The following is a 25,922-nucleotide window of genomic DNA, read 5'->3' on the forward strand; positions in this document are numbered from 1 at the left end:
CCGGTTTTTCTTTTATATATTATAATTATCTTTGCAGCCGCATCAAGCGAACAGGCTTAATTCTTTATGATTCATCCAGAAATAGAAAAACGAAAAACATTCGCCATCATCAGTCACCCCGATGCTGGCAAAACAACCTTAACAGAGAAGTTCCTGCTATTTGGAGGTGCCATCAATACGGCCGGAGCAGTAAAACGAAATAAGGCAAACCAAAGCAATACTTCCGATTTTATGGAAATAGAAAAACAGCGTGGGATTTCCGTAGCAACTTCTGTGATGGGCTTTGAATATGGCGATAAACGCATTAATATTCTAGATACCCCTGGTCACAAAGATTTTGCTGAAGATACTTATCGTACTTTATCGGCTGTAGATAGTGTTATCCTTGTTGTTGACTGTGTAAAAGGGGTTGAGGAACAAACGGAGAAACTAATGTCTGTTTGCAGAATGCGAAATACACCGGTCATCATTTTTATCAATAAAATGGATCGAGAAGGTAAAGATGCATTCGATTTACTTGAAGAGATAGAAAGTAAATTAAATATCAGTCTTTGTCCTTTATCCTGGCCCATTGGTCAGGGACACACTTTTAAAGGTGTATACAGTATATACAATAGACATCTAAATCTGTTTAAATCTGACAAATCTAAAATCACAGAGCCAGTTATTGAGGTGAATGATTTGAATGATGAAAACCTAACCAATTTCTTGAAGCCTAAAGAACTTGATAATTTAAAAGGTGATTTGGAGTTGGTAGAGGGAGTTTATGGAGAGTTAGACAAAAGTATGTATACAGAAGGCTTATTGGCCCCTGTATTTTTTGGAAGTGCAATCAATAACTTCGGAATCAAGGAACTTCTAGATACATTTATCAATATTGCCCCAAGCCCAAGAGGGCGTGAGGCTGAAGAACGTGAAGTAGATGCCGGAGAAAAAAATTTCTCTGGTTTTGTATTTAAAATACATGCCAATCTGGACCCAAAGCATCGTGATAGAATTGCCTTTATGAGAGTTTGCTCAGGCAAATTTGAGCGTAATAAATTCTATTATCATACCCGTCAGGAAAAGAAATTGAAATTCTCCAACCCGATGGATTTTATGGCCAATGAAAAGAGTATTGTTGAAGAAGCCTGGCCAGGAGACGTAGTAGGGCTTTATGACAGCGGAAACTTTAAAATAGGAGATACACTTACTGAGGGAGAGAAGCTTCAATTTAAAGGCATTCCGAGCTTCTCTCCTGAAATATTTAAGGAATTAGAGAACAGAGATCCGCTAAAGACTAAACAGCTGGAAAAAGGCATACAACAGCTTACAGAAGAAGGTGTGGCACAATTGTTCATTATGCAACCTGGAAACCGAAAAGTTGTTGGTGCTGTTGGAGATCTTCAATTTGAAGTAATTGCTTTCCGTCTGGAGCACGAATATGGTGCAAAAGCAGCTTTTAGAATGCTTAGTTACACCCGTTCAAATTGGATAACAGCAAAAGACAAAACCAAACTTGCAGAATTTCTGAAAAGAAAACAGGCTCATATTGGTACAGATAAAGATGGAAACCCTGTTTACCTTGCAGATAATGAGTTTATGATTAATATGACTATGCGGGATTATCCTGATATTGAGTTTCACAAAACCTCAGAGTTTTAATATAAAGAAGGCCCTATATCAATTGATACAGGGCCTTCGCATACTATATTTCTCTCTCTTTTAAGATACTTATTTCAACAATGATGCTATTGCCTTATGTGTTTTTTCAAATCCAAATTGAGACAGCACTTCGGTCATCATATGTTCAATTTCATCATTACAAAGGTTACCAATACTGCCCTCATGAGTATGACTTACTGATTTGCCTGGCTTGAATGTGCCTTTATCAATTGATTCCCCAACTATTTTATAAGCCTCTCTAAAAGGAGTACCATTAAGTGCAAGTTCATTCACCACTTCCACACTAAACAAATAGGCATACTTTTTATCGTCAAGAATAGCATCTTTAATGCTAATATTCTGCAGCATGAAAGTTGTCATTTCCAAACATTCATTTAAAGAGGTGATAGCAGGAAAAAGGTTTTCTTTTAATAGCTGTAAATCACGGTGATAACCTGAAGGGAGATTCGTAGTCATTAGCGCAATCTCATTTGGCAAAGCCTGTATCTTATTACAGCGTGAACGAATCAACTCAAACACATCTGGGTTCTTCTTATGTGGCATTATACTAGATCCTGTTGTCAATTCGTCAGGGAAGCTAATAAATCCGAAGTTTTGATTGATAAACAGACAAACATCCATTGCCATTTTTGCTAACGATGCAGCAACAGAAGACATTGCCTGAGCCAGTGTTCTCTCTGTCTTGCCTCTTCCCATTTGTGCATACACGACGTTATAATTCAATCGCTCAAATCCAAGTAATTGTGTGGTCATTGTTCTGTTTAAAGGGAAAGAAGATCCGTAGCCTGCAGCAGAACCTAATGGGTTCTTATTGCAGATTTTCCACGCAGCCAGCATCATTTCCATATCATCAACTAAACTCTCTGCATATGCACCAAACCATAATCCAAAAGATGACGGCATTGCTATCTGTAAATGAGTATATCCTGGTAGTAACTTATCTTTATGAATATTGCTTAAGGAAATAAGCTGCCCGAATAGAACATTAGTATTCCCTACCATTTCCTCAATACAGCTTCTGAAATATAATTTCAGATCAACTAAAACCTGGTCATTGCGTGAACGTCCGCTATGTATTTTCTTACCAGCTTCGCCTATCCTCTGTGTCAACAACCATTCTACCTGAGAATGTACATCTTCAACTGTATCTTCTATAACAAACTTTCCAGCTGCTACCTCTTTATATATATTTTTTAGTTCCTTTTGAATTTCGGCAAGTTCATCGGCTTTAAGCAAGCCGATACTTTCCAGCATCTCAACGTGGGCTAGTGATCCTAGAACATCAAAAGCAGCCATCTGTAAATCCAGCTCCCTGTCTTTACCTACCGTAAAGGTTTCTATATCCTTATTTACATCAATGTTTTTTTGCCAGATTTTCATCAGTATATAATTTGATTTTTTTATGGTTATGAAGCTTGCAAAGCTTATTCATTGTATTTTGCAAGCGGTAAGCTTATGCAGGTTTCATGTGTCAATTTATCTTAAAATAATTCTATTTACCCTGAACTACAGGCTTTAGCATTGCTATATAAAGCTCAATGCCTTCTTCAATCTCCCTCGTATAAATGTACTCATCAGCCATATGCGACCTTGCTGAATCTCCAGGTCCAACTTTTAAGGAAGGAATATTCAGTAAAGCCTGATCAGAAGTAGTAGGAGAACCATAAGTAGTACGTCCTAATTTCAGGCCTGACTGCACTATGGGATGTTCTTTATCAATAGATGATGGTTTTAGCCTTATTGAACGCGGTTTTACATCACAATCTACATTAGTTCTGATGATTTTCAATACCTCTTCATTTGTATAGGCATCAGTGACTCTGACATCAACTGTAAAAGTACAGGTTGCAGGTACAACATTATGTTGAGAACCAGCATTGATGATAGTTACAGACATCTTTAACGGGCCAAACATTTCAGACACCTTTGAAAATCGATAACTTCTGAACCATTCAATATCTTTCAATGCCTTATAAATGGCATTGTCTCCCTCTTCACGGGCCGCATGCCCCGCTTTCCCATGAGCAGTACAATCAAGCACGAGCAATCCTCTCTCAGCAATAGCCAGGTTCATCTGTGTTGGCTCACCTACGATGGCGAATTCTAGTTCACCAAGGTCAGGAAGCACACATTCCAACCCATTATTTCCAGATATCTCCTCCTCTGCAGTAGTAGCCAGACAAATGTTATAACTTAATCCTTCTTCCTCATAATAGTAAAGAAATGTCGCAACTAGCGAAACCAGACATCCTCCTGCATCATTACTGCCTAATCCATACAATTTGCCATCTTCAACAGCTGCCTCGTAAGGATCGCGCGTATAGCCTGAATTTGGCTTAACTGTATCATGGTGTGAATTTAGAAGTAAAGTAGGCTTAGTAGCATCAAAACATTTATTGTAAGCCCATATATTATTCAACTTACGATTTGTTTTAACATTCCGTTCTTGTAAAAAATGCTCAATAGCATCAGCAGTCTTCTCTTCTTCTTTGCTAAAGGACTGAATGCTGATTAATTGTTTCAACAATTCTAAACTGTCCTTTTGCAGTTGATCGATTGTCATAGTTATTCGTTTGTATACAAAGCTCCTGCTTTAGTTGCCGAGAGCTTAATCCCTTTTATTAAAGAAGAGCTAAATCCATTATGTTCCATTTCATTCAATCCTGCAATGGTACACCCTTTAGGCGATGTTACTTTATCAATTTCCTGCTCTGGATGCGACTGCATCAACAACAATAAATCAGCAGCACCTTTAGCTGTTTGTACCGCCATTTTTAAAGCTTCATCTGCATGAAAGCCAATTTCAACACCACCTTGAGAGGCAGCTCTGATTGCTCTTAAAAAGAATGCAATACCACATGCACATAATGCCGTTGCAGACGTCATCAGATCTTCATTGATTTTAACGACTGAACCAACAGTTTCAAACATGCGAGTTACCTCTTCCACGTTTTCTGTTGTTGCATTGTCCGTAGCTACACAAGTCATGGATTGCCCGATGGCTATTGCAGTATTTGGCATTGCACGAACCACCTGTACCTCTTCTCCAAGTTTACTGCGAATATCTAAACAGCTTACGCCAGAAGCAACAGAAATAAACACATGTTTACTTGAATCAACAACCTGCTCTATTTGCGAAAGTAAACTATTCAATTGTTGTGGCAATACCGCTAAAACAACAATATCAGCACCAGCAACTACTGCAGCATTATCATTGCTTACTACAAATCCCTGTTCAGCAAGATTACTCAATCCAGAAATATTTCTTCTTGTTAAACTAATTTGTCCCGGTTCAGCATAGTTAGATTTAACCAATCCTTTGGCTAAAGAAATACCTATGTTTCCACTTCCCAAAATGGCGATTCTGCCTTTAAACTTGTTCATATTTACTTGATTAATCTGGTTCCGAAATTATTTCCGCTAATTTGAGGTAATTCATCTGCTTTACCAATATATACTGTCGATACTCCACTTTTAATCGCCTCAAATGCATTGTGCAATTTAGGGATCATTCCGCCCGAAACCACACCTTCATCTTTTAATGTTTCAAATTGCTCCATCCTGATCTCAGTTACCAATGAATGATCATCATCAATATCACGCATTACCCCTCTTTTTTCAAAACAATAAATCAAAGAAGTATCATAAGTAGAAGACATTGCAACAGCCACTGCAGAAGCAATTGTATCCGCATTTGTATTTAACAGTTGAGCATCTCCATCATGCGTTATGGCACAAAAAACAGGCACCAATCCGGCATTCAATAAGCTACTTAAAGTTTCTGAAGAAACTGATGATGCTTCCAGGTCACCAACAAAACCATAATCAATATCCTTTACTGGCCTTTTAACTGCTTTAATCACATTTCCATCAGCCCCTGTAAGACCGATAGCATTACAGCCTTTAGCCTGTAACTGAGCTACCATATTTTTATTGATCAAGCCGGCATACACCATTGTTACCACCCGAAGTGTTTCAATATCGGTTATCCTCCTCCCATCAACCATTTTTGCTTCAACTCCGAGTGAAACACCCAGTTCTGTAGCAATCTTTCCACCACCGTGAATTAAAATCTTATCTCCAGGGATTGCTGTAAAGTCCAGCAAAAACTGATGCAGCTTTTCCGAGTTATCAATAACATTTCCCCCAATTTTAATTACACTTAGCTTCTTCATATTATAATTTTTCTAATAGCTGCTTTAATACTGCTTGTGCAGCCCATAAACGGTTTCCTGCCTCATGAATAACAAGTGAATTTGGCCCATCTAATATTTCCGAAGAAAGCTCCAGATCACGACGTACCGGCAAGCAATGCATTACTTTTGCATCATTTGTCTCCATTAACTTATCGTTATTCAGCATCCATCCTTCAGGAAAAGGAAGGACTTTACCATATTCTTTATAGCTCGACCAGTTTTTTACATAAATATAATCGGCACCTGCTAAAGCTTCATCCAGATTATGTGTAATATATGCTCCTGGCGTAAAGTCTTCATTCAATTCGTAACCTTCAGGCTGCGCAATGGTAAAATCAAGCATTCCCTCTTCTTGTGCTTTACACATCCACTCTGCAAAAGAATTCGGCACAGCTTGTGGTAATGCTTTAATATGTGGGGCCCAGGCTAAAACAACCTTAGGCTTAGCAGTACCTTTCCATGTTTCCTTGATCGTTACCAAGTCTGCTAAACTTTGCAGAGGATGTCGTGTAGCACTTTCAAGGCTTACTACTGGCACTTTACAGAATTCTATAAATTTATTGAAGAAATCTTCATTATAATCTTCATCCCTATCTACCAGTTTAGGAAATGAACGTAAGCCAAGAATATCACAATACTGCCCCATTACAGCGGCAGCCTCCCGGATATGCTCTACAGTTGAGCCATTCATAACCACTCCGTCCTGAGTTTCCAGTGCCCAACCTTCTTTGTCCATGTTCATCACCATCACATTCATCCCCAAATTTAGGGCTGCTTTTTGGGTGCTTAAACGCGTACGTAAACTAGGGTTTAAAAAAACAAGGCCTATTGTCTTATTCTTTCCCAGATGCTGATGAGCATATGGGCTTTCTTTAAGTGCCAATGCGTCTTTTACCAATTGGCTGATGTCTTGCACATCATTTACTGAAGTGAACTGGTTCATGCTTTTAAAGCGGTTTTAAAGTCGTTTAAAAATTGATCTGCCTGATCTTTAGTTAAATTTAAAGCAGGCAGTAGTCTGATTACGTTAGGTTTTGCCTCTCCTGTAAATATTTTATATTTAAAAAGAAGATCTTTTTTCACATTGGATTGATTTTCAGGAAGCTCAATACCAATCATCAAACCACGTCCACGCACTTCATTGATTCCTTCTATCTTTTTAAGCTCATCTATCAGATAAGCCCCTATCTCTTCTGCATTTTTCAGCAAATTATCTTGTTCAATGATTTCCAATACGGCTAATGCAGCTGCACATGCAAGATGATTTCCTCCAAAAGTAGTCCCTAACATACCATGCCAAGGCTTAAGTTTAGGAGCTATTGAAATCCCTGCGATAGGAAAGCCGTTACCCATTCCTTTTGCCATAGTATAAATATCGGCATCCACCCCAGCATAATCATGGGAGTAAAACAAACCTGTTCTACCATAACCGCATTGCACACTGTCTGCAATATATACCGCATTGTATTGATCACAAAGTGAACGGATTTTTTGCAAGAAGCTAACCGAAGCCTCTTTAATTCCCCCAACACCTTGTATACCCTCGATTATTACAGCAGTAATTTCATTTCCATAGGTCCCAAATGCTTCCGCCAAAGCGGCCTCATCATTGTGTGGAAGGAAAATAATATTTTCAGTTTCATTTACTGGCGCAACGATTTTAGGATTATCAGTTGCGGCAACGGCTAAAGATGTTCTGCCATGAAAAGCTCCTTTAAATGCAATTACTTTCTTTCTGCCGTTGTAAAAAGAAGCTAATTTTAGTGCATTTTCATTTGCTTCGGCACCAGAATTACATAGAAAAAGCTGATAATCTGTTTTGCCAGATACTTCCCCTAACTTTTTTGCAAGCTCAACCTGTAACGGGATTTTAACAGAATTAGAATAAAATCCAACTTTGTTTAGCTGGTCAGTTAAACGAGCAACATAATGTGGGTGGGTATGACCTATAGAGATAACGGCATGACCGCCATATAAGTCTAAATATTCTTGTCCATTTGCATCCCATACTTTACTTCCGGATGCTTTGGTAATTTCTATATCATTAAGTGGATAAACGTCGAATAAGTTCATTTTTAATTTTTTAAATGGTGAATAGATAATGGATAAAATGCTGATTTACTCCAGCAATGTTAGGCTATTGCGCATCGGGTTTAATTAAAACGCCGACGCTTTAAGCCGTAGTCCTGTACCCTCTTCTAATCCAAAAATTAAATTCATATTCTGTACAGCTTGTCCGCTCGCACCTTTCAAAAGGTTATCTACAATACTTACAATAAACAGCTTAGTACCATGTTTCTCAACATGAATCAATGCCTTATTGGTATTAACAACCTGTTTTAAATCAATATTCTTTTTGCTCACATGCGTAAAAACATGTGATTCATAATAATCCTGATAAATCTTTTGTGCTTCCTCAGCAGTCAAATCACTTTCCAGGTACATTGCAGCTAAAATTCCTCTTGTAAAATCACCACGTTGAGGAATAAAGTTTAAGACCTCATCAAAAGTAGGATCAAGCTGTTTAAGGCTTTCTCCAATTTCATTCAAATGCTGATGATCAAAAGCTTTATACACAGAAAGATTATTGTTACGCCAGCTAAAATGCGAGGTAGTAGATAATCCTTGTCCCGCTCCAGTAGAGCCTGTGGTAGCATTCAGATGTACTTCACTTTTTAATAAGCCCTTTGCTGCTAATGGAAGTAAGCCTAATTGAATACAAGTAGCAAAACAACCTGGATTAGCAATATAGCTTGCAGCTTTAATCTTTTCACGATTCAATTCCGGCAAGCCATAAACCCAACTGTTACCCGAATTAGCTTTCAACCTGAAGTCCTGGCTTAAGTCGATAATTTTAATGGATTTATCAATTTGATTTTCTTCCAGAAATTTCTTTGCATTTCCATGTCCGACACATAAAAATAATACATCAACATCGTTAGAAAGCTCATCCGTAAAACGGAGGTCAGTATCCCCAAACAAATCTTCATGTACAGAAGATATTAGGTTACCCGCATTACTGTTGCTATGTACAAACTTAATTTCTACGGATGGATGGTTAATCAAGATGCGGATCATTTCGCCGCCTGTATAACCAGCACCACCAATTATACCTGCTTTAATGTTCATTATCATTCACTTTATGCCAGATCATCACCTGGTTGCCAAAAATCTTTGAAAAACCTTTTACATCATCGCCACTCCATGAATTGTTCATTTCCCCATAGCTACCAAACTTATTGCTCATTAAGTCGTGTTCAGACTCAATACCAATGATATTAAAACGGTACGGCAACAACTCAACAAATACTTTTCCACTAACCATTTTCTGCGTATCCGTTAAGAAAGCCTCAATGTTACGCATGATTGGGTCATGGAACTGACCTTCATGTAACCAGTTGCCATAAAAAGTAGACAATTGCTCTTTCCAAGAAAGTTGCCATTTGGTTAATGTATGTTTTTCAAGCGTATGATGTGCCTTGATAATCACAATTGGGGCTGCTGCTTCAAAACCTACACGTCCCTTGATACCAATTATAGTATCACCAACATGAATATCCCTACCAATACCATATGGTTGAGCAATAGCCTGTAGTTTCTGAATAGCAGTAACAGGATCTAATATTTCGCCATCAACACCTACAATTTCACCTTTTTCGAAAGTAAGTTCCATTTTACGTGAATTGATTTCGGTGACTTGTGTTGGCCATGCTTCTTCAGGCAAAGTTTCATGAGAAGTCAATGTCTCTTTTCCACCAACTGAAGTTCCCCATAAACCTTTATTGATTGAGTATCTTGCTTTTTCTGCACTATATTCCACACCATGGGCATTTAAATATTCTATCTCTGCTTCGCGGGATAGTTTCATATCTCTTATTGGTGTAATGATTTCCACATTAGGGATGATGGTATTGAAAATCATGTCAAAACGCACCTGATCATTACCAGCACCAGTACTACCATGAGCAACATAATCTGCACCAATCTTTTTCACATAGTTGGCTATTGCAGTTGCCTGACTTACACGTTCTGCGCTCACAGAAAGTGGATAAGTTGCATTTTTCAAAACATTACCAAAAACCAGATATTTAATACAGCCGTTATAATAGTTTGTAGTTTCATCAACTACAGCATGAGAAGCTACACCAAGAGCATAAGCACGCTTTTCTATTTCTTGAAGCTCTTCATCAGAAAAACCTCCTGTATTTACAATTACAGAATGTACTTCAAGTCCGCGATCTTGAGCAAGATAAATACAACAAAACGAGGTATCCAAACCTCCGCTAAACGCTAAAACAACTTTCTTCTTCATCTTATATAACAGCTATTTAAATAAAACACTAAACATTAAAAACAGGGCTTTCAATCCCTTTTTACCTTGGGGCTTTGACTTGAGTACCAACCTTTGCTTTATGCGCATAAAACGCTCATATAGCTTAGGCTTTTTATGCAATTCTTCGGCAAACTTCTTTGCCACCTCATGCTTCTGCTGAACCGGATCGTACAACATAGCTGTACACATACAGTTTTTACGTTCCTTCATTTTCAAGATTTCGAAGTTCACGCAACTTTGACAGCCTTTCCAGAATTCTTCATCCTGTGTAAGCTCTGAATAGGTGACAGGTTCATAACCAAGATCAGAATTAATCTTCATTACAGCTAATCCAGTCGTTAAACCAAATATTTTTGCTTTTGGATACTTTTGTCGCGAAAGGTCAAAGATTTTGTGCTTAATGGCGTTGGCCAAACCCGCTTTGCGATATTTAGGGCTAACAATTAGTCCTGAATTCGCAACAAACTGACCATGACTCCAGGTTTCAATATAGCAAAATCCTGCCCATGAGCCATCCTTATGAAAAGCAATCACTGCTTTGCCATCGACCATTTTATTTGCTACATACTCCGGAGAGCGTTTAGCGATACCCGTACCTCGTGCTTTGGCTGATTCAGCCATTTCTTCACAGATTTCTTCTGCAAAGACACGATGTTCAGGAAGTGCAACTTGCACTATAAAATCGTTTATATTCATTAATATGATAACGAAAAAATATAAATGTTCTGATTAATTGTTTTTTGAGAGGCAATCCTCTTCGTAAATGACCTGGTAAAAGGGATTTACTCAGATCCGCGGCGTATAGGTTTGCCGGTTCGTAGTCACAAAAAACACGGGTTGTAAACGTTCAATAAACAGACTCCTTGAAGCAATATTCTTTGCTTCAACAATAGAAAGTTTATGCGTTGCGTGCTTGATCATTTTCTGTGTATAATAATTATTTGAATGAGTTGAGGCGCAAAGGTTTAAATAAATATTGAGTTGTGCAATACGTTTTTCATTTTTTTACATTTTTCAGTTGATTTTTATGATAAAAAAGCCATTAACAGTCATTTAGAAAAAGTACTTTAAATTTTGATAATAAAAAACCGGTTTTAATTTAACGTCCAAACCTGAAATAATGCGACAATAGTTCTGGTCTTCCTTCCATCAACGCAATAATCATATCAGCACCTGAGACCGAAAAAGTAATCCCATTCCCCCCAAAACCCAGAAGGAAATAGCTGTCTGGAAATTTCGGATGAGCACCAATATAAGGAAGCCCGTCTTTTGTTTCCCCGAAAGTCCCACACCAGCAGAAATCTTCAATAAAAACAACATCAGGAAGATATTTTTTCAGCGTTTTTACCAGTCTGTCTTTCTTTTTTCCAAGCAATAAATCGCGCCTTATCGCATTTTTGAAGTCAACATCCTCCCCACCTACAAGTAGTCGCCCATCCTCTGTAGTACGCAAATACAGATAGGGTTCATCAGTATTCCAAAACAATGTTTTTTCGCAAATAACAGGATGCTTATCCTCCTTTTCACTTATCATCGCATAAGTACTTTTCAAATTCACAATTTTATCAGGCAACATCCCCTGACTTTCATAGCCCGTGCAATAAATGATTTTTTTAGCGGAAACTTCCGCTCCTGTTTGCATCAATACTCGAACACCACTCTTTTCATACTTAACTTTCCTCAGCTCAGTCTTATCAAATATCCTTAAACCCCTTCCCATATTATAATGCAACAAATCATGAGTCAGGCAAAAAGCATCGACACTTCCCCCATCTGCCGACAATATACCTCCTGCTCCCAGTAGTCCATAAGTACTAGCCAATAGCTCTTTATCTAACCACTTCACATCAAAGCCTGAAGACAGACGAGCTTCGTATTCCGTTTTTAACCATTTTACATCTTTACTGTTACCGGCAAAATAAACAGACTCCTTTTTCTCGAATCCACAGGTGGACCCAATCTCCCCCACCAAATCTTCCAATTGATAAATGGCATCCCGGCAAGCAATATAACTCGCAATTGCCCCCTGCTCCCCAATCAATTTTTTCAGCTTATAAAGAGGGACATCTATTTCATATTGTAACATAGAAGTTGTTGCAGATGTACTCCCGTTTGCAACATCTCTTTTATCAATCAATATTGTCTTGTAACCTTTCTTTATTGCTGCATGAGCCATTAAGGCTCCTGTTATCCCAGCTCCAACGATTAACAGATCTGCATCCAAATCTTCCCTTAAAGAAGGATAAGAATGTTTTATTCCATTTTTAACTAACCAGAAAGGTTCATTCGAACGTACATCCATAATTTTGAATTTTGCCATTACAACACTTAACAACTCAATCTGTTTGCATATATTTACCTAACACAATGAAACCTATACCCGACACCCTTTGATATGAAGAAGTGCCTGATCATTCTATGTCTGATTATTCCACGAGTGGTTTTCTCACAAGACATTAGCCTTGCCCGATCTATTGTAGATACACTTACCTCCAAAACGATGTGGGGTAGAGGCTATACCAATAATGGGCTTAAAAAAGCTGCCAATTATATTAATGCTCAATTTGAAGCTTATGGCCTTAACCCCATGAACGGGCAAATCTTTAAACAATCATTTTCCTTCCCTGTAAATACTTTTCCTGGCAGCATGGAACTAAGCATAAACGGGAAATCTTTTATTGCAGGAAAAGATTTCATTGTCATGCCGGAAAGTATAGGGCGTAAGGTCAGTGGAAAACTAGAACAAAAAGACAGCAGCGTATTTATTTCTTCTGCTAATAGGATTGTAATGGTACTTAAAGATAAACTAACATGGTCTGTAAGCAATAAACAAGCTGATTATACAGGAGTTGAGGTGGTCCGAAAATTAGTAGAAAATCCAGAAACGATCTATATCAATATTGAAAATCAATTCATCCCTGATTTTAAAACCGAAAACATTGCAGGAATGGTAAAAGGCACAAAAGAGCCTGATTCTTTCCTTGTATTTACAGCACACTATGATCATTTAGGAGGAATGGGTAGTCAGACCTACTTCCCAGGTGCAAATGATAACGCAAGTGGTGTATCTCTTTTACTAAATATGGCCCGTCACTATGCGGCAAATCCAGCCCCTTATAGTATAGCATTCATTTGCTTTGCAGCTGAAGAAGCCGGGTTATTAGGCTCTAAATACTTTACAGAACAGCCTCTTATCGACCTTAAAAAAATTCGTTTCCTGGTTAATCTAGATATGATAGGAACTGGAGATAAAGGAATCACAGTGGTTAATGCAGAATACCATCCAAAAGAATTCACTTTGCTCAATGAAATTAATGAACAGCATAAATACCTTTCAAAGATAAACCCAAGGGGGAGGACAGCAAATAGTGATCACTATTTCTTTTCTGAAAAAGGCGTCCCTGCTTTTTTTATTTATACCAACGGCGGAATAAAAGCTTATCATGATGTGAATGACTTACCCGAAACATTACCTTTCACTGAGTACAATGACCTCTTTAATCTTTTTCTAAATTTCAACCAGAAACTAACAGAATAAAGCTTTAAAACAAAAAACCGCTATTTTTCACTAAAAAAATCTAGTTTAAACCAATTTCCCTTAATTTCGTTGTTATAATATAAAACAACCTGATTATGTTCGATAAATTGATGGCGGCTCAACAAAAAGCCGATGAAATAAAAAAACGTCTGGATACCATTTCCGTTTTTGGTGAAGTTGAAGGTGGAGCGATCCGTGTAACTGCTACCGCAAATAAAGCGATTACAGCTGTAGAGATTAATGAAGATTTTTACAAACAAGCTGATAAAGAAGAACTGGAAGAACTATTGCTTACTGCAATAAACAAAGCTTTAACTCAGGCAGAGCAAGTAAGTGCTACTGAAATGCAAGCTGCAACCAAAGATATGCTTGGTGGTCTTGGTGGTATGTTTGGACAATAGTCCATTTAAGACCTTATGGCTTAAACCCTTATACGAACAAAGATGAAGTATACTTATTATGGCCAATCTTGTTTCCTTTTAGAAGCAGACGGCAAGAAGTTTCTTTTTGATCCATTCATTACACACAATCCTTTAGCTGAAAGTATTGACATCAATAGCATTGAGGCCGATTACATTTTGGTAAGTCACGGACACGCTGATCATATTGCCGATCTGCCCGAAGTTGCGAAACGAACCAATGCACAGGTAATTGCTCTGGTAGAAGTGGCAGAATGGATAAAAAAACATGACGTAAAAAATGTAACAGATATCAATTTTGGCAAGGCAAAATTTGATTTTGGGACCTTAAGAACGGTTTGGGCTGTACATTCAAGTAGCAATCCTGATGGCAGCTACGGAGGTAATCCTGCAGGCTTTGTATTAGAATTAGAGGGCAAATCTATCTATTACGCAGGAGATACGGCCTTAACTATAGAGATGAAAATCCTGGCCGATTTATATAACCTTGATTATGCAATTCTTCCTATCGGGGGGCATTACACCATGGATGTTGACGATGCATTGGTTGCGACAAAATATCTCGAATGCAATAAAGTAATCGGTGTACACTACAATACTTTCCCTCCTATACAAATTGATACAAAAGAAGCACAAGCAAAATTCAATAGAGAAAATAAAACATTGCTATTACCCGCTATTGGAGAAAGCATAGAGCTTTAAATGCAACGAGTTTAAATTTAATAAAAAAGGGCTGTATTATTCGCCTCCTCATATCTTTGGCCCTGAAAAAGGGCAAAGCTATGCATGTCGTCTCACAAAACAAGCCCTTTTTTATTAGCGCAGAAAAAAAGCAAGGTTACTAGGAAAGACCTAGAAAATTTTGCCCATTTAGCGAAGCGGGCAAAAGATTTCAGTCTTGAATAGTATCTTGCTTTTTTAGTTTCTTCAGAAGTTAATAAGCGGTGATTTGCAAAATAGACTAATGCGCTGCTAACCAATTATTCCCTTCGCCAATCTCTACTTCAATTGGTACATCAGTTTTAATTGCAGTCTTCATTCTATGAGAAATGATCTTCTTCATGGCCTCAACTTCAGTTTTTAGCACATCAAACACCAACTCATCATGTACCTGCATGGTCATTTTAGATTGAAGGCCTTGCTCTTTCATATCCTTATGGATGTTTATCATAGCCACTTTAATCATATCCGCAGCAGAGCCCTGAATAGGTGCATTAATAGCATTTCGTTCAGCAAAGCCACGAACTGTCTGATTCGCAGAGTTTATATCACGTAAATATCTTCTTCTACCCAAAATTGTTTCTACGAAGCCATTTTCCCGGGCGAAATTCATCGTATCAGACATATACCTTTTTATTCCCGGGTATTGTACAAAGTACTGCTCAATAATAGCTGCGGCTTCTTTTCTAGGTATCCCTAAATTTTGTGACAAGCCGAAAGCAGATTGTCCATAAATGATACCAAAGTTTACTGCTTTTGCATTCCGGCGCTGTGTGGAGTCTACATCCTCTATAGCAACACCATATACTTTAGCAGCAGTAGCCGTGTGAATATCAATACCTTGATTAAAAGCTTCAAGCATATTTTCCTCTTTACTGATTTCTGCAATAATCCTAAGCTCTATTTGAGAGTAATCTGCAGATAGCAGTACATGGTTTTCATCTCTTGCAATAAAGGCTTTACGCACCTCCCTACCACGCTCTGTACGGATAGGAATATTTTGCAGATTAGGATTATTAGAACTCAACCTACCTGTTGCTGCTACCGCCTGGTTATAGCTGGTATGCACACGTCCTGTTTTCGGATTTACCAATAAAGGTAAGGCATCAACATAAGTTGACTTTAATTTTTGTAGTTGACGGAAATCAAGAATATCCTGTACAATATCGCTTTTACTTGCAAGCGCTAACAAGACATCTTCGCCGGTCTGATACTGTCCTGTTTTGGTCTTTTTAGCTTTTGGATCTAATTGTAGTTTATCAAAAAGCACTTCTCCAAGTTGCTTTGGTGACGCCAGGTTAAACTGAACACCACATTTCTCATACACATTCTGTTCAAACCTTCTGATATCAGTTTCCAGCTCTTTTGAATAATTGATCAAAGTATCAATATCAATTCTTACACCCTCAATTTCAATATCAGCCAATACATATATTAAAGGGTTTTCAACCTCTGTAGCCAATTTCTCGGCATTAAGATCTTTTAACATCGGTATAAATACATCGGCAAGCTGCAAGGTAATATCAGCATCCTCACCGGCATAATCTACCACCTTTTCTACAGGGACATCTCGCATATTTCCCTGGTTCTTACCTTTGGCGCCAATGAGCGTAGTAATAGATATTGGAGAATAGTTAAGATAGTTCTCTGAAAGAACATCCATATTGTGTCTGGTATCCGGATCAATGAGGTAATGTGCCAGCATAGTATCAAATAACCTTCCTTTAACGGATATGCCATACCATTTTAATATCAGCATGTCATATTTAATATTCTGACCTATTTTTAAAATATTCTCATCTTCAAGAACTGTTCTGAACTCCTCTACAATTTTTAAGGCCTCTTCACGCTCTGCAGGTACAGGAATATAATAACCTTCCCCTGGCTTAATGCTAAAAGAAAGGCCTACCAAATCAGCAAGGTTTGCATCCGTTCCAGTTGTTTCAGTATCAAAGGAAATACGCTCCTGCTTTTTCAACAGCTCAATCAGTGACTTTCTCAACTCAACCGTATCCGCTAAAATGTAGTTATGTGAAGTATTTTCTATCGTATTTAATACCTTTACTTCAGGCAATTCTAAAACCTGCTCAGCAGGAGTAATTACTTCCGTATAAGTAACAGTTTCACTTACTACATTCCCAAAAAGATCAGTTTGCTGAGAAATAACAGCCGTTCCTTTATTGAAGCCTTCACCAAAAACCCTTTTACCTATAGTCCTGAACTCCAACTCAGCAAATAAAGGCTCCAATAACTCTCTACTTGGTTCTTCGAGCTCCAGTTCCTTTTCATTAAATTCTATTGGAACATCTAAAATAATTGTGGCTAACTTTTTTGAGATCAATCCCTGCTCAGCATAAGTTTCGACATTTTCACGCTGCTTTCCCTTTAGTTCATGTGAATTCGCAATGATGTTCTCTACAGAACCATATTGTTTGATAAGTGATTTCGCTGTTTTTTCTCCTATCCCTGGTATGCCAGGGATATTATCTACCGCATCACCCCAAAGGCCTAAAATATCTATTACCTGAGTTACATTGTCAATCTCCCATTTAGCTAACACTTCTGGCACTCCCATAATCTCCATTTCATTCCCCATTCGCGCAGGTTTGTAAATGAAAATATTATCCGATACTAGCTGAGCAAAATCCTTGTCGGGCGTCATACAATACACCATAAAACCTTCTTTTTCGGCTTCCTTCGCTAAAGTTCCGATAATATCATCCGCTTCATAGCCATCCTTAGTGATTACCGGAATCTTGAATCCCTCAATCAGTTTAAAAATATATGGTAGCGCTGCCGACAAATCCTCCGGCATAGTTTGCCTATGTGCCTTGTATGCTTCAAATTCAATATGCCTTTCAGTTGGCGCCTCAGTATCAAAAACTACCGCTATATGCGTTGGACTTTCTTTTTTTAGTACCTCCATTAAAGTGTTTGCAAATCCCATTACCGCAGAGGTATTGATTCCCGTTGAAGTAAACCGTGGATTTTTACTTAATGCAAAATGCGCTCTGTAAATCAGCGCCATACCGTCAAGAAGAAAAAGTTTTTTCATCAATTTATTGTTTGATTTTCAGTAGTTAATATTGTTTACCTTCAACCTGCCATGGGCGGTTTTAGCGGTAATGAACCTATTTTGAGCATATTCCAATACTGACTGCCTTTAATCGATTCATATATCTGTTTAATAATATCAGGATAAAGGTACTAATACTCCAGTGATCAAATTATAACCTTTAAATATTTTTTCTGATCTGGTATGAAATCTGCCTATTATAACATCTCAATAATAAATCATAATAAAATAAATCCTCGCTTTTAGCAATAACAAAATAATTGCCGTTATTTGAGTTGATGAAAAGAATAAAAATATTGGCACTGCTTTTAATGCTCTTCATATCGGCAATCGTTACAAAAGCACAAGATGCAGTAGTTATTTCTGATGGGAACTTTGTGCGTGGCACCATTCAGGGTACTGATTTTTCAACAGTTATTCTTAAAAATGAGGATGAAACGCTTTCACAATTTAAAGCCAAGGACATTAAAGAATTTTTGTGGAATGGGGAAACCTATGTTAGCAAGCCTATTGTGATAAAGAAACGGATGGAACACCGCTTTTTCCAAGTCGTAGAGCGTGGTACTGTGAACTTATACAGCATTGGCGGCAGTGCAGCAGTTGATGCACCACAACCAAAAAGAGCACGCATCAGACCGAGCGTTGGCATTGGCGGTGGAACAGGAGGTTTTGGCGGAATTGGCGGTGGCATTGGGATCAGCTTAGGTGGAGGTAGAAACAGAGATGATAATCAACCTAGACAAGCAGGCCCAACAGCCTATTTTTTAGAAAGATTTGGTACAGGTCCGATGGTCGAGATCCCTGTAAACGCCGGAAACTCTGATAATAAAAATCAACTGGTTAAAAACGCATTACTTCAGAAACTAACGAATGACGAGGACTTGACCGAACGCATAAAAGCCACAGAAACTTTTGATGCTAAATTGATCAAGGCTTTTGTAGCAGCTTATAACGAAATGCACAAATAAGCAGATTGAACTATCGACAAATACAATCTGCCACATGGTCATTAACCATCCCAGTCGCCTGCATATGTGCGTAGCAAATAGTAGTACCAAAGAATTTAAAACCTCTCTTTTTCATATCCTTACTAATGGCATCTGACAGTTCAGTTCGCGCGGGAACATCCTTTAAAGTGAGTATCTTATTCTGAATTGGTTTTTTATCAGGAATGAATCCCCATATATAGTCAGAAAAAGAGCCAAACTCCTTTTGTATCTCTATAAAATGCTTAGCATTACCAATAGCAGCTTTCACTTTTAGCTTATTCCTGATAATCCCAGGATCATTCATCAAGCGTTCTTCATCAGCCTCAGTAAACGCTGCCACTTTTTTTACATCAAAATCAACAAAGGCCTTTCTATAACCATCTCTTCTTTTTAAAATATTAATCCAGCTTAAGCCCGCTTGTGCACCTTCAAGAATTATGAATTCAAATAAAGTCTTATCATCATAAACCGGTTTGCCCCACTCCTCATCATGATATTTGATATACATTGGGTCTGTTCCACACCAGCCACATCTGATTTCCTGCTTCATATTTTTTATGCTTTCTGGTATTACTTTAATAAATTATACTTCTTCAATTCTTTATATTTCAATCAACGGATCCCAGAAGTACTTTTTAAAATTCTGTATTTTATCTCCTTTAACCATAATCCCCTCTTTTTCCAATAGCTCTTGCATCAGATCAGGGGTTTTAAAATGGAACTTCCCAGTGAGCAGCCCTGCGCTGTTTACGACTCTGTGGGCCGGGATAGGAGGATGAGCTAACGGAGCATTACTCATTGCATATCCAACCATACGGGCTGACCCCCCTGCACCCAGGCTTTTAGCGATGGCCCCATATGACGTTACCCGCCCTTTGGGAATCAGCCTTACTACCTCAAAAACCTGGTCATAAAATGATTGTTCCATTTCTTTTACGATTATTAATCTAAAGAGAACTGTATATAATTGATGCTTTTGTCGTGTTTTAAATAAATCCGTTCATAATGCGTCTTAATGGAAAGAACTGCATCATAAAACTCTGAATGATATAATTGATTTGTTTTCTTATGGCATTTTAACCCTAATTCTTCAACTTTCTCTACTGTATAAAGATACAAACCATCATTATCAGTTTTCAAATTTATTTTACCTCCAGGCTTTAAAAAGGTCTTATACTTATCTAAAAATCCAGGGAAAGTTAAACGTTTCTTCTCACGGCTCTCCTGAGGTTGAGGATCAGGAAAGGTAATCCAGATCTCATCAACTTCATTTTCACCAAAATAATCCATAATATCTTCAATCTGAATTCTTAAAAAGGCCAAGTTGGCAATTCCTTCATCCACCCCTGTTTTTGCACCCCTCCAAATCCGGTTCCCTTTCAGGTCTACACCAATAAAGTTTTTCTCCGGAAACATCTTCGCAAGATTAACGGAGTATTCCCCCTTACCACATGCCAGTTCCAATACAATTGGATGGTCATTTTTAAAATGTTGTGATGCCCATTTACCCTTTAGTTCTTTCCCAGCTTCCAACTGGTAAACATTAGGGAAAGTATCTATTTCGGCAAACTTTCTTAATTTGTCTTTACCCACTACTAATAATTTTTATACAAACTTAGACAATAACTCTTTTATACACCTCGTCATCATTAATTTATTTCATTACTAATCACGCTTGTTCATTTTTAGGTTCAATAGTTGCTAATATGTCTTTTTAACGAACAGATCATAGGATGACGTTAGGATTTAGTATTTTTGTATTATTATTAAGGCATACGTGGAAAAAAACGCAAAAATTTATATCGCAGGACACCGTGGAATGGTTGGATCTGCAATTTACAGGAAGCTGCAAAAAGAAGGATATAACAACCTGATTGTAAAAACTTCAGCCGAACTTGATTTACGCGACCAACTGGCAGTTACCGATTTTTTTAATAGAGAACTTCCTGAATATGTTTTTCTGGCAGCAGCAAAAGTTGGAGGGATTATAGCAAATAATACCTACCGTGCCGACTTTCTATATGAAAATTTATGTATCCAAAACAATGTAATTCACGAAGCCTATAAAACAGGAGTTAAAAAGTTGATGTTTCTTGGCTCCAGCTGTATTTATCCTAAATTGGCGCCTCAACCTTTAAAGGAGGAATATTTACTCACAGGACCATTAGAAGAAACCAATGAGCCTTATGCCATCGCTAAAATTGCAGGAATTAAGATGGCAGATGCTTATCGTGCTCAATATAATTGTGACTTCATTTCCGTAATGCCAACTAACCTATATGGTTACAACGATAATTATCATCCTCAAAATTCACATGTATTACCAGCATTAATTCGTAAATTCCATGAGGCTAAAGTAAGCTGTAGCAATGAGGTCAATATATGGGGATCAGGGACACCAATGCGTGAGTTTTTATTCGCAGATGACCTTGCTGAAGCATGTTATTTTTTAATGCAGAATTATAGCGAAGCCGGCTTAATCAATATTGGAACGGGAGAAGATTTAACCATTAAAGATCTCGCGCTTTTGATCAAAAAAGTTGTAGGATTTGAAGGTGCATTAACTTTTGACAGCAGTAAACCAGATGGCACTCCTCGTAAATTAATGGATGTATCTAAGCTACATGAGCTAGGCTGGAAACATAAAGTTGAATTAGAAGAGGGAATTAAACTAGCTTACGCAGATTTTCTGGCTAAACATAGTTAAAATTGATACATTTGCTAAAGACGAATAAACTTTAGCTATATGACATTAGTTCAACTAGAATATATTGTGGCAGTAGACACCTATCGTAGTTTTGTAGGTGCTGCAGAAAAGTGTTTTGTGACCCAACCGACGCTCAGCATGCAGGTGCAAAAACTGGAAGAAATGCTGAACGTCAAGATTTTTGACCGCAGCAAACAACCTGTAATTCCTACGGAGATCGGCAGCCAAATTATAGAACAGGCACGTATTGTACTTCAGGAAAGTCAAAAGGTAAAAGAAATCATCAGCGACCAGCAACAGGAGGTTACAGGTGAACTTAAGGTTGGAATTATACCTACCGTTGCTCCTTATTTATTGCCAAAAGTTATCGCGGCCATGATGGAGAAATATCCTGATTTGAAGCTCGACATTTGGGAATATACTACAGAAGATATTATTCATCATCTAAAAACCGGAGTTCTGGATTGTGGGATTATGGCAACACCATTGGGAGACAATGCACTTGACGAACTACCCCTCTATTATGAAAACTTTGTTACTTATATAAGCAAAATCAGCAAATTATATAAGAAAAAAGCCATTGATGCCGACGACCTTGAAAGTGAAAATATCTGGTTGTTAAATGAAGGTCACTGTATGCGCTCACAAGTCTTGAATATTTGTCGCTCTACTAAACAAAATAGGCTTCAAGGCTTAACTTACAATACAGGCAGTGTAGAAACCCTAATTAGAATGGTTGATGTAAACAATGGAGCTACACTATTACCTGAATTAGCATTAGAGGAATTGAGCAGCAAACAATTGAGCAAAGTGAGGCATTTTAAAGCCCCAGAGCCTGTCAGGGAAATTAGCCTTGCCACTCATAAGAACTTCATTAAGAAACGGATGCTGAACGCTTTAAAAGAGGAAATTCTGGCCGTTATTCCAAAAGCTATGAAGCAGAAAAAGAAAAAAGATATAGTAGGCATATAAGCAAGAAGGGGGATGTAAAATTACATCCCCCTTCTTGCTTATAATATTCCTGCATTAAACAGGCAATAAATTAAGCTTTTTTGAAACGCTCAGCGACAGCATCCCAGTTTACTACGCTCCAGAAAGCAGCGATATAATCAGGACGTCTGTTTTGATATTTCAGGTAATAAGCATGCTCCCATACGTCCATCCCTAAAATTGGCGTTCCTTTAACCTCAGCGATATCCATCAAAGGATTGTCCTGGTTAGGAGTTGAAGAAACCACTAATTTTTTATCGGCACCAACACTTAACCAAGCCCATCCTGAACCAAAACGAGTTACTCCGGCTTCGGCAAATTTAGTTTTGAAATCAGCGAATGAACCAAATGCAGCATTTATCGCATCAGCAAGTTCACCTTTAGGCTCACCTCCTTTGTTTGGACCAATAACTTCCCAGAATAAAGAGTGGTTATAATGACCACCACCATTATTTCTTACTGCAGCCGGAAACTTAGAAATATTTTTGATGATTTCTTCAATGCTCTGAGTTGCCTCTGGCTTACCTTCTAAAGCTTTATTTAGATTTGTAACATAAGCCTGGTGATGTTTACCATGGTGAATTTCCATAGTTTGTTTATCGATATGCGGTTCTAATGCGTCTGTAGCGTATGGTAACGCAGGTAATTCAAAAGCCATATTATTATGATTTAAGTTTAAATATTTATTTAATTTATGTCTTGTAGATTTTCCCCCACAAGGCTTCAACAGCAAATATAACAAACGAGAGTTAAGTTTTGTTCAATCCTTTGTCAAGTTTAGCTTCTTTTATTTTCGAAAAACTTTTTCATTAAAGTTCCACATTCCTGTGCCAAAACCCCACTCCGCAATACGGTCTTAGGATGCAGCAGACTAGCATTTTTTGTAGTAAACCCTCTTTTAGGTTCGGGTGCACCATAAACTATTTTCCCAATCTGAGTCCAGTAACTTGCACCAGCACACATCACGCAAGGCTCAATGGTCACATACAAAGTACATTCTTTCAAATATTTCCCTCCAAGGGTTTGTGCCGCCGCTGTAAAAGCCTGCATTTCTGCATGAGCAGTTACATCATTTAACTGTTCGGTCAAATTGAACCCACGGCCTACAATACGACCTTTACATACCACTATCGCGCCTATTGGAATTTCCTCGGCATCAAACGCCTTTTGTGCTTCTTGCAGAGCCAATCGCATGTAATGTTCATCTTCTGCACCAGGATTCTCTTCCTCTGAAAAATTGTAAAAACTCATGCTCCAAAGATAGCATTATATCATTTTACTCCCATTAGGCACTTTACCATTTAAGGTAGTCAAAACGATATCTCCATTTTCGTCTGCGAAACCGGTAACCAAAAACTCTGACATGAATTTACCAATCTGCTTTTTAGGGAAATTTACCACTCCTACAATCTGCCTTCCTATCAATTCTTCTTTTGTGTATAATGCGGTAATCTGCGCACTACTCATTTTAATACCAAAATCTCCAAAATCAACCTTTACTTTATAAGCCGGTTTACGTGCTTCCGGATAGTCTAAAACTTCTAAAATTGTACCTGCTCTTAGTTCGACCTTCTCAAAATCATTCCATGTTATTTCATCCATGAGCTAAAATTACAAATGCAAAAGCAATTAACCTAGGCTCAAAGCCGAAAGGAACATAACGCTACCTGATACCAGTTATTTTCTTTTTCAAAAAATTAGTTTCTCAGAGGAGACCTAGGCACTTTTGCCCCTCAGCAACAGATGCCAGACTCCGAAGAGAATACTAATTTTTTCTATTACTTTTGCTCCATGATCGATGTAATACTAAAAAAAGGCAAAGAGAAAGCTGCCGTACTGCGCCACCCATGGATTTTTTCTGGTGCTATTGATAGAATTAAAGGGAAACCAGTTAACGGTGAAATTGTGACAGTAAGATCGGCAGAAAGAGAATTCCTTGCCTATGCTTATTACAACGATCAATCAAGAGTTGCCTTACGCTTATTGGAATGGGATGAAAATGCTACAATAGACAAGACGTGGTATGAACAAAAAATAAAAGATGCAATTGCAGCTCGTTCCCATATATTGGACTTTCAAACAAATACCTGCAGATTAGTTTTTAGCGAAGCTGATTTTCTACCTGGACTTATTGTAGATAAATATGCAGACTTTTTATCCTTACAAGTGTTGAGCGCTGGGATAGAAGCCATTCAAGATGATATTATTGACATTTTAATACAAGAACTAAACCCTAAAGGAATATTCGATAAGAGCGATGCTGGAGCTCGTAAACATGAAAATCTCGAGCCTTTGCAAGGCTTATTATGGGGAGAAAATCCTCCTGAATTTATTGAAGTAAAAGAAAATGGGATTCTTTATCACATCAACATCGCTGGTGGACAAAAATCCGGTTTTTATTGTGATCAACGTGAAAACAGGCAAATCCTGGCAGCCTACACAAAAGGCAAAACAGTTCTTGATTGTTTCTGCTATAGTGGGGGCTTCAGTTTAAATAGCTTAAAATATGAGGCGTCGCATGTAACTAGTGTAGACAGTTCTGCTCTGGCTATTGAAACATTACAACATAACCTTGAGCTAAATGGCTTTAATAAGGAAAAACAAGAATGTATTCAATCTGATGTAAACAAACAACTTCGTGTGTTTAAGGAAGAAGGGAAAACTTTTGATGTCCTGGTATTAGATCCACCTAAATACGCACCTTCAAGATCAGCCTTAGATCGCGCTGCTAGAGCCTATAAAGACTTAAATAGATTAGGTATGCATTTACTTAAAAAAGGAGGTATACTTGCTATATTCTCTTGCTCTGGTGCCGTAGATCTGGAAACCTTTAAACAAGTTCTCGCCTGGGCAGCACTGGATGCCGGCAGAGAAGTTCAGATTATAAAGCAATTTCACCAACCCGAAGATCACCCTGTAAGAATTTCCTTTCCAGAGGGTGAATACTTGAAAGGATTACTATTAAGAGTATTGTAAGTTACAATATTCATGAAAAATCCCTTTATCTAATGATAAAGGGATTTTTCATTGAAGTTCTATAAACTCTCATCGTCAGGCAACTTGTCATATTCACCTTTTAAGGCATAATAGCCAAATATCACGATTCCAGCACAAATTGGAATGAAGATAAAAAGAATAATCCCCCATTGTAATGCCGTATTGGTTTTATGTACTCCCTCTTCTGCCAATCCTATTTTTTCGAAGGCCTGAATAAATAAAAATATAATTGATACTGGACCAAGTATGATCCAAACTAATCCTAATGCTTTTTTTAATGCGTTCATGAGCT

26 protein-coding genes are annotated in these 25,922 nt (G+C 37.9%); 8 read left to right on the top strand and 18 right to left on the bottom strand.

Going from position 1 to position 25,922, the window contains the following annotated elements:
• The first annotated feature begins 66 nt into the window (after positions 1–66).
• The gene (locus ABDJ41_RS00175) at positions 67–1,644 is read left to right on the top strand and encodes a peptide chain release factor 3 (protein ID WP_349783649.1); all 1,578 of its coding nucleotides are present in this window, start codon (positions 67–69) and stop codon (positions 1,642–1,644) included.
• 69 nt (positions 1,645–1,713) lie between these two features.
• Here the strand turns inward: ABDJ41_RS00175 and argH are convergent, their stop codons facing one another.
• From argH to ABDJ41_RS00225, 10 genes are all read right to left on the bottom strand, one after another.
• Positions 1,714–3,045, bottom strand: coding sequence for an argininosuccinate lyase (gene argH / locus ABDJ41_RS00180; RefSeq protein ID WP_349783651.1), 1,332 nt, complete (start codon positions 3,043–3,045; stop codon positions 1,714–1,716).
• 112 nt (positions 3,046–3,157) lie between these two features.
• Positions 3,158–4,228 (bottom strand): M20 family metallo-hydrolase, encoded by a 1,071-nt coding sequence (locus ABDJ41_RS00185; protein WP_349783653.1) that lies wholly within the window; start codon positions 4,226–4,228, stop codon positions 3,158–3,160.
• 2 nt (positions 4,229–4,230) lie between these two features.
• On the bottom strand, positions 4,231–5,049 hold the full coding sequence (gene proC, locus ABDJ41_RS00190) for a pyrroline-5-carboxylate reductase (protein WP_349783655.1): 819 nt from the start codon (positions 5,047–5,049) through the stop codon (positions 4,231–4,233).
• A 2-nt stretch (positions 5,050–5,051) separates the two neighbouring features.
• A complete protein-coding gene (gene argB / locus ABDJ41_RS00195; protein WP_349783656.1) occupies positions 5,052–5,840 on the bottom strand; it encodes an acetylglutamate kinase in 789 nt (262 codons plus the stop codon).
• A gap of 1 nt (position 5,841) precedes the next feature.
• On the bottom strand, positions 5,842–6,804 hold the full coding sequence (locus ABDJ41_RS00200; protein ID WP_349783658.1) for a Rossmann-fold NAD(P)-binding domain-containing protein: 963 nt from the start codon (positions 6,802–6,804) through the stop codon (positions 5,842–5,844).
• A complete protein-coding gene (locus ABDJ41_RS00205) occupies positions 6,801–7,934 on the bottom strand; it encodes an aspartate aminotransferase family protein (RefSeq protein WP_349783660.1) in 1,134 nt (377 codons plus the stop codon). The genes ABDJ41_RS00200 and ABDJ41_RS00205 overlap by 4 nt, the downstream gene beginning before the upstream one ends.
• 84 nt (positions 7,935–8,018) lie before the next feature.
• On the bottom strand, positions 8,019–8,990 hold the full coding sequence (argC, locus tag ABDJ41_RS00210) for an N-acetyl-gamma-glutamyl-phosphate reductase (RefSeq protein ID WP_349783662.1): 972 nt from the start codon (positions 8,988–8,990) through the stop codon (positions 8,019–8,021).
• Positions 8,980–10,173 (bottom strand): argininosuccinate synthase, encoded by a 1,194-nt coding sequence (gene argG, locus ABDJ41_RS00215; protein ID WP_349783664.1) that lies wholly within the window; start codon positions 10,171–10,173, stop codon positions 8,980–8,982. Before argG ends, argC begins: the two co-directional genes overlap by 11 nt.
• A 12-nt stretch (positions 10,174–10,185) precedes the next feature.
• Positions 10,186–10,890 (bottom strand): GNAT family N-acetyltransferase, encoded by a 705-nt coding sequence (locus ABDJ41_RS00220; RefSeq protein WP_349783666.1) that lies wholly within the window; start codon positions 10,888–10,890, stop codon positions 10,186–10,188.
• A gap of 403 nt (positions 10,891–11,293) precedes the next feature.
• The gene (locus ABDJ41_RS00225; RefSeq protein ID WP_349783668.1) at positions 11,294–12,514 is read right to left on the bottom strand and encodes an NAD(P)/FAD-dependent oxidoreductase; all 1,221 of its coding nucleotides are present in this window, start codon (positions 12,512–12,514) and stop codon (positions 11,294–11,296) included.
• 75 nt (positions 12,515–12,589) lie between these two features.
• Here ABDJ41_RS00225 and ABDJ41_RS00230 point away from each other — a divergent pair, with 75 nt between their 5' ends.
• The 3 genes from ABDJ41_RS00230 (at position 12,590) to ABDJ41_RS00240 (ending at position 14,853) form a co-directional block, all read left to right on the top strand.
• Positions 12,590–13,732 carry a M28 family metallopeptidase gene (locus tag ABDJ41_RS00230; RefSeq protein ID WP_349783670.1) on the top strand — a complete coding sequence of 381 codons (1,143 nt, stop codon included), beginning with the start codon at positions 12,590–12,592 and terminating at the stop codon, positions 13,730–13,732.
• Positions 13,733–13,827: 95 nt separating this feature from the next.
• Entirely contained in the window at positions 13,828–14,133 is a 306-nt protein-coding gene (locus tag ABDJ41_RS00235; RefSeq protein WP_349783672.1) for a YbaB/EbfC family nucleoid-associated protein, read from the top strand.
• 42 nt (positions 14,134–14,175) lie between these two features.
• Positions 14,176–14,853 (top strand): metal-dependent hydrolase, encoded by a 678-nt coding sequence (locus ABDJ41_RS00240; protein WP_349783674.1) that lies wholly within the window; start codon positions 14,176–14,178, stop codon positions 14,851–14,853.
• 259 nt (positions 14,854–15,112) lie between these two features.
• On the opposite strand, the gene polA is transcribed toward ABDJ41_RS00240, so the two are convergent.
• Complete coding sequence (polA, locus tag ABDJ41_RS00245; protein WP_349783676.1) at positions 15,113–17,926, bottom strand: DNA polymerase I; 2,814 nt, start codon at positions 17,924–17,926, stop codon at positions 15,113–15,115.
• Positions 17,927–18,225: 299 nt separating this feature from the next.
• Here polA and ABDJ41_RS00250 point away from each other — a divergent pair, with 299 nt between their 5' ends.
• Entirely contained in the window at positions 18,226–18,915 is a 690-nt protein-coding gene (locus tag ABDJ41_RS00250) for a hypothetical protein (protein WP_349783678.1), read from the top strand.
• A 10-nt stretch (positions 18,916–18,925) separates the two neighbouring features.
• Here ABDJ41_RS00250 and ABDJ41_RS00255 read toward each other — a convergent pair whose 3' ends face one another.
• The 3 genes from ABDJ41_RS00255 to trmB are packed head-to-tail and all read right to left on the bottom strand — an operon-like array spanning position 18,926 to position 20,529.
• Complete coding sequence (locus tag ABDJ41_RS00255) at positions 18,926–19,486, bottom strand: DNA-3-methyladenine glycosylase I (RefSeq protein ID WP_349783680.1); 561 nt, start codon at positions 19,484–19,486, stop codon at positions 18,926–18,928.
• Positions 19,487–19,537: 51 nt separating this feature from the next.
• Positions 19,538–19,864: an MGMT family protein gene (locus ABDJ41_RS00260; RefSeq protein WP_349783682.1), complete on the bottom strand. Its 327-nt coding sequence runs from the start codon at positions 19,862–19,864 to the stop codon at positions 19,538–19,540.
• A 14-nt stretch (positions 19,865–19,878) separates the two neighbouring features.
• Entirely contained in the window at positions 19,879–20,529 is a 651-nt protein-coding gene (trmB, locus tag ABDJ41_RS00265; RefSeq protein ID WP_349783684.1) for a tRNA (guanosine(46)-N7)-methyltransferase TrmB, read from the bottom strand.
• Between the two features lie 184 nt (positions 20,530–20,713).
• On the opposite strand from trmB, the gene fcl reads away from it, so the two are divergent.
• Positions 20,714–21,643 (top strand): GDP-L-fucose synthase, encoded by a 930-nt coding sequence (gene fcl, locus ABDJ41_RS00270; protein ID WP_349783686.1) that lies wholly within the window; start codon positions 20,714–20,716, stop codon positions 21,641–21,643.
• Between the two features lie 39 nt (positions 21,644–21,682).
• Positions 21,683–22,615, top strand: a complete 933-nt coding sequence (locus ABDJ41_RS00275) for a hydrogen peroxide-inducible genes activator (RefSeq protein ID WP_349783688.1) — start codon at positions 21,683–21,685, stop codon at positions 22,613–22,615.
• Positions 22,616–22,685: 70 nt separating this feature from the next.
• Here the strand turns inward: ABDJ41_RS00275 and ABDJ41_RS00280 are convergent, their stop codons facing one another.
• The 3 genes from ABDJ41_RS00280 to ABDJ41_RS00290 all read right to left on the bottom strand — a co-directional run bounded on the left by ABDJ41_RS00280 (position 22,686) and on the right by ABDJ41_RS00290 (position 24,235).
• A complete protein-coding gene (locus tag ABDJ41_RS00280; protein ID WP_349783690.1) occupies positions 22,686–23,291 on the bottom strand; it encodes a superoxide dismutase in 606 nt (201 codons plus the stop codon).
• A 119-nt stretch (positions 23,292–23,410) separates the two neighbouring features.
• Positions 23,411–23,884 (bottom strand): nucleoside deaminase, encoded by a 474-nt coding sequence (locus ABDJ41_RS00285; protein WP_349783692.1) that lies wholly within the window; start codon positions 23,882–23,884, stop codon positions 23,411–23,413.
• Positions 23,885–23,899: 15 nt separating this feature from the next.
• Positions 23,900–24,235 (bottom strand): tRNA-binding protein, encoded by a 336-nt coding sequence (locus ABDJ41_RS00290; RefSeq protein ID WP_349783694.1) that lies wholly within the window; start codon positions 24,233–24,235, stop codon positions 23,900–23,902.
• Between the two features lie 189 nt (positions 24,236–24,424).
• Here ABDJ41_RS00290 and ABDJ41_RS00295 point away from each other — a divergent pair, with 189 nt between their 5' ends.
• Positions 24,425–25,609, top strand: coding sequence for a class I SAM-dependent rRNA methyltransferase (locus ABDJ41_RS00295; RefSeq protein ID WP_349783696.1), 1,185 nt, complete (start codon positions 24,425–24,427; stop codon positions 25,607–25,609).
• Between the two features lie 59 nt (positions 25,610–25,668).
• Here the strand turns inward: ABDJ41_RS00295 and ABDJ41_RS00300 are convergent, their stop codons facing one another.
• The gene (locus ABDJ41_RS00300) at positions 25,669–25,917 is read right to left on the bottom strand and encodes a DUF6814 family protein (RefSeq protein WP_349783698.1); all 249 of its coding nucleotides are present in this window, start codon (positions 25,915–25,917) and stop codon (positions 25,669–25,671) included.
• Positions 25,918–25,922: the final 5 nt, after the last annotated feature.

It is taken from the genome of Pedobacter sp. ASV1-7, assembly GCF_040203335.1.
GTDB lineage: Bacteria > Bacteroidota > Bacteroidia > Sphingobacteriales > Sphingobacteriaceae > Pedobacter.

Excerpts from the sequence above, each read along its gene's own strand:
- polA (WP_349783676.1), bottom strand. The coding sequence starts at position 17,926 with ATGAAAAAACTTTTTCTTCTTGACGGTATGGCGCTGATTTACAGAGCG.
- ABDJ41_RS00200 (WP_349783658.1), bottom strand. The coding sequence starts at position 6,804 with ATGAACCAGTTCACTTCAGTAAATGATGTGCAAGACATCAGCCAATTG.
- ABDJ41_RS00255 (WP_349783680.1), bottom strand. The coding sequence starts at position 19,486 with ATGAAGCAGGAAATCAGATGTGGCTGGTGTGGAACAGACCCAATGTAT.
- ABDJ41_RS00260 (WP_349783682.1), bottom strand. The coding sequence starts at position 19,864 with ATGGAACAATCATTTTATGACCAGGTTTTTGAGGTAGTAAGGCTGATT.
- ABDJ41_RS00175 (WP_349783649.1), top strand. The coding sequence starts at position 67 with ATGATTCATCCAGAAATAGAAAAACGAAAAACATTCGCCATCATCAGT.
- ABDJ41_RS00220 (WP_349783666.1), bottom strand. The coding sequence starts at position 10,890 with ATGAATATAAACGATTTTATAGTGCAAGTTGCACTTCCTGAACATCGT.
- ABDJ41_RS00225 (WP_349783668.1), bottom strand. The coding sequence starts at position 12,514 with ATGGCAAAATTCAAAATTATGGATGTACGTTCGAATGAACCTTTCTGG.
- ABDJ41_RS00205 (WP_349783660.1), bottom strand. The coding sequence starts at position 7,934 with ATGAACTTATTCGACGTTTATCCACTTAATGATATAGAAATTACCAAA.
- ABDJ41_RS00300 (WP_349783698.1), bottom strand. The coding sequence starts at position 25,917 with ATGAACGCATTAAAAAAAGCATTAGGATTAGTTTGGATCATACTTGGT.
- argB (WP_349783656.1), bottom strand. The coding sequence starts at position 5,840 with ATGAAGAAGCTAAGTGTAATTAAAATTGGGGGAAATGTTATTGATAAC.
- ABDJ41_RS00280 (WP_349783690.1), bottom strand. The coding sequence starts at position 23,291 with ATGGCTTTTGAATTACCTGCGTTACCATACGCTACAGACGCATTAGAA.
- ABDJ41_RS00275 (WP_349783688.1), top strand. The coding sequence starts at position 21,683 with ATGACATTAGTTCAACTAGAATATATTGTGGCAGTAGACACCTATCGT.
- proC (WP_349783655.1), bottom strand. The coding sequence starts at position 5,049 with ATGAACAAGTTTAAAGGCAGAATCGCCATTTTGGGAAGTGGAAACATA.
- ABDJ41_RS00185 (WP_349783653.1), bottom strand. The coding sequence starts at position 4,228 with ATGACAATCGATCAACTGCAAAAGGACAGTTTAGAATTGTTGAAACAA.
- ABDJ41_RS00285 (WP_349783692.1), bottom strand. The coding sequence starts at position 23,884 with ATGAGTTTTTACAATTTTTCAGAGGAAGAGAATCCTGGTGCAGAAGAT.
- ABDJ41_RS00290 (WP_349783694.1), bottom strand. The coding sequence starts at position 24,235 with ATGGATGAAATAACATGGAATGATTTTGAGAAGGTCGAACTAAGAGCA.
- argG (WP_349783664.1), bottom strand. The coding sequence starts at position 10,173 with ATGAAGAAGAAAGTTGTTTTAGCGTTTAGCGGAGGTTTGGATACCTCG.
- ABDJ41_RS00240 (WP_349783674.1), top strand. The coding sequence starts at position 14,176 with ATGAAGTATACTTATTATGGCCAATCTTGTTTCCTTTTAGAAGCAGAC.
- ABDJ41_RS00250 (WP_349783678.1), top strand. The coding sequence starts at position 18,226 with ATGAAAAGAATAAAAATATTGGCACTGCTTTTAATGCTCTTCATATCG.
- ABDJ41_RS00235 (WP_349783672.1), top strand. The coding sequence starts at position 13,828 with ATGTTCGATAAATTGATGGCGGCTCAACAAAAAGCCGATGAAATAAAA.
- ABDJ41_RS00230 (WP_349783670.1), top strand. The coding sequence starts at position 12,590 with ATGAAGAAGTGCCTGATCATTCTATGTCTGATTATTCCACGAGTGGTT.
- ABDJ41_RS00295 (WP_349783696.1), top strand. The coding sequence starts at position 24,425 with ATGATCGATGTAATACTAAAAAAAGGCAAAGAGAAAGCTGCCGTACTG.
- argH (WP_349783651.1), bottom strand. The coding sequence starts at position 3,045 with ATGAAAATCTGGCAAAAAAACATTGATGTAAATAAGGATATAGAAACC.
- argC (WP_349783662.1), bottom strand. The coding sequence starts at position 8,990 with ATGAACATTAAAGCAGGTATAATTGGTGGTGCTGGTTATACAGGCGGC.